Annotated in this window: 3 protein-coding genes, 1 pseudogene and 1 riboswitch; all 4 genes and pseudogenes read right to left on the reverse strand. The window is 67.9% G+C overall.

Going from position 1 to position 2,872, the window contains the following annotated elements; genetic code table 11:
• Window positions 1-508: pseudogene (locus J7E68_RS19750) on the reverse strand (glycine dehydrogenase (aminomethyl-transferring)); the annotation flags it as partial.
• A 61-nt stretch (window positions 509-569) separates the two neighbouring features.
• Window positions 570-947, reverse strand: coding sequence for a glycine cleavage system protein GcvH (gcvH, locus tag J7E68_RS09570; protein ID WP_215172040.1), 378 nt, complete (start codon window positions 945-947; stop codon window positions 570-572).
• Window positions 944-2,128: a glycine cleavage system aminomethyltransferase GcvT gene (locus J7E68_RS09575; protein WP_215172042.1), complete on the reverse strand. Its 1,185-nt coding sequence runs from the start codon at window positions 2,126-2,128 to the stop codon at window positions 944-946. The genes gcvH and J7E68_RS09575 overlap by 4 nt, the downstream gene beginning before the upstream one ends.
• 157 nt (window positions 2,129-2,285) lie before the next feature.
• A riboswitch (glycine riboswitch) is annotated at window positions 2,286-2,380 on the reverse strand.
• Window positions 2,381-2,506: 126 nt separating this feature from the next.
• On the reverse strand, window positions 2,507-2,872 hold a 366-nt coding region (locus J7E68_RS09580), incomplete at its 5' end, for an ATP-binding cassette domain-containing protein (protein WP_396652495.1).

A 2,872-nucleotide genomic window follows, 5' to 3' on the forward strand; every position in this document is an offset into this window, starting at 1 on the left:
GGGTCTCGAGCAGCGCCTTGGTCTGCGGGAACGCGTCCGCGTCGACGGCGAACACGTTCGACGCCTTCTTCGACGCGCGGCGGGCGAGCAGCATGCCCTCGACCACGGCGGTCGACTCGTCGAGCATCGACGCGTTGGCGGTGGTCAGCCCGGTGAGCTCGGACACCATCGTCTGGAAGTTGATGAGAGCCTCGAGGCGGCCCTGCGAGATCTCGGGCTGATACGGCGTGTACGCCGTGTACCACGAGGGGTTCTCGAGGACGTTGCGCTGGATCACCTGCGGGGTGATCGTGCCGTAGTACCCGAGACCGATCATCGGTCGGTTCACCGTGTTGCGAGCGGCGAGCGCTCGCAGCTCGGCGAGCGCCTCGGTCTCACTCGCCGCGCGAGGGATGACGGAGTCCGAGGTGGCAGCGGTGAAGATCGAGGCGGGCACGGCCTGGCGCATCAGCGCCTCGACCGGGCTCCAGTCCTCGAGCGCGGACTCGACGCCCAGCGCGTCGAGCATGCGACGCTGCGAGGAGGCGGTGGTTCCGATGTGACGATCGGCGAAAGAGACCACTGGCGGATCAGCCCTCCGTGAGTGCGACGTACGCGTCGCGGTCCATCAGGCCCTCGAGAGCGCCCGCGGCGACGGAGACCTTGATCAGCCACCCGGCGGCGAACGGCTCGGCGTTCACGAGAGAGGGGTCGTCGACCACCGTGTCGTTGATCTCGACGACCGTGCCGGTGACGGGGGCGTAGAGCTCGCCGACGGACTTGGTCGACTCTATCTCGCCGACGACCGAGCCTGCGGTGACCTCGGTGCCGACGGCGGGCAGCTCGACGAACACGACGTCGCCCAGCTTGTCGGCCGCGTAGTCGGTGATGCCGATGGTCACGGTGTCGCCGTCGGCGGCGATCCACTCGTGCTCGTCGGTGTAGCTGAGTGCGTTGAGGTCGGTCATTTGGTCCTCCGGTAGAAAGGCAGGGCGGTCACGGTCGCGGGGATCCTGGTCCCCCGCACATCAAGGAATACTGCTGTTCCCGCCGCGGCGGAAGAAGGGGCGATGTATGCCATCGCGATCGGGTGTCCGAGCGTCGGGCTCAGCGCTCCGCTCGTGATCTCGCCGAGGACGGCACCGTCTTCGTCGACCACGGTGTATCCGGCTCGCCCCGCGCGCTTGCCCTCGGCGGTGAGCCCGACGAGAACCCGGGCGTCGGATGCGGCATCGACCGCTCCCTTGCCGATGAAGTCGTCCTTGTCGGCCACCACGACTCGCCCGAGCCCGGCCTGCGAGGGCTTCGTCTCTCTCGAGAGCTCGTGACCGTACAGGGGCATCCCGGCCTCGAGACGCAGGGTGTCGCGTGCCGCGAGACCGGCGGGCACGAGACCGTGCGCCTCTCCGGCCTCGAGCAGTGCATCCCACAGAGCGGATGCGTCGGCGGCGCGGACGAGCAGCTCGAAGCCGTCTTCGCCCGTGTATCCGGTGCGAGCGAGCAGCAGCGGGGCCCCGAGGAACGTCGCGTCGGCCCAGGCGTAGTACTTCTGGTCGCCCCAGGGGACGCCGAGATCCGCGATGCCCGCTGTCGACGACACGATCGCCTCGGCTGTGGGGCCCTGCACGGCGAGCAGAGCGTATTCGTCGGAGACGTCTTCGACGTCGACACCGCGATCGCCGAGGAAGCCCTCGAAGCTGCGCTCCTCGCCCTCGGCACGCCGTGGTCGATCACGCTCGATGCGCGATGGGAACGACCGCACCCGCGATGCGAAGGCCGCATCGACGAATCCTCGGTTGCCGGCGTTGGCGATCACGAGATAACGGTCGTCGGCGAGCCGGTAGACGATGACGTCGTCGACGATGCCGCCGTCTTCGGCGAGCATCAGGGAGTACTTCGCCTTGCCCACGGCCATCGCCGACAGCCGGCCGGCGAGCGAGTAGTCGAGGAACTCCCCGGCGAAGTCGCCGGTGACGAGGAACTCCGCCATGTGAGAGATGTCGAAGAGGCCGGCGGTCTGGCGCACGGCATGGTGCTCGGCCAGATCCGACGTGTATCGCACCGGCATCTGCCACCCGCCGAAGTCGGTGAACGATGCGCCGAGCGCCTCATGGCGTTCGCGGAGCGGGGTGTAGCGAGGGTCGGACATGGAGTTCTCCCGGGCTGGGTCGGGCGGAACAGCGATGACGCCGCTCCTGGGAACTCCCCCTCTGTCATGGGCCTGAGAGCTTCACCCAGAGACTGGGTTTTCACCGTCGGCGGAGACGAGCGCTACAGCATCGCTCGATCTCGCTTTTCAGAGTGGCCGGAACCGCGCGGTACGCGTACCTGAGAGATTGGCGGGGAGGCTTGCTCCTTCGGTGCCCGGCTGCGTTCGCCGGGGCTCTCCCGCGTGGGTCATTCGGCCTGTCTTCACTTGTGGGTTCAGTCTAGCGGGTCGGTGTCGCGGGGACAGGTGCACAGAGGCCGGGCCTCCCGTCGTCCCGATGGACCGGCGACGACAGGAGACCCGACCTGGATGCTGCGCTCAGCGTCCTGCGATCTCGGCGCGCACTTCGTCGCGCAGGCGCCCGAGGTTCTCGGGTTCGGGCGCCGCCCCCAGCAGCGTCTTCGTGTACTCGTGCTGCGGGTTCGTCCAGATCTCCTCCGCAGAGCCCACTTCGACGATCTGTCCCTGCAGCATCACTGCGATGCGGTCGCTGATCTCGATCAGCATCGGCAGGTCGTGCGTGATGAAGATCACTGCGAACCCGAGCCGCTCGCGCAGCCGCATGATCTCCCGGATGATGCCGCGCTGCACCACGACGTCGAGTGCCGTGGTCGGCTCGTCCATGATCATCACCTGCGGATCCAGCGCGAGCGCCATGGCGATCATCATGCGCTGACGCATACC

The sequence above is a fragment of the Microbacterium sp. ISL-103 genome, assembly GCF_018613995.1.
In the GTDB taxonomy this organism is placed as follows: domain Bacteria; phylum Actinomycetota; class Actinomycetes; order Actinomycetales; family Microbacteriaceae; genus Microbacterium.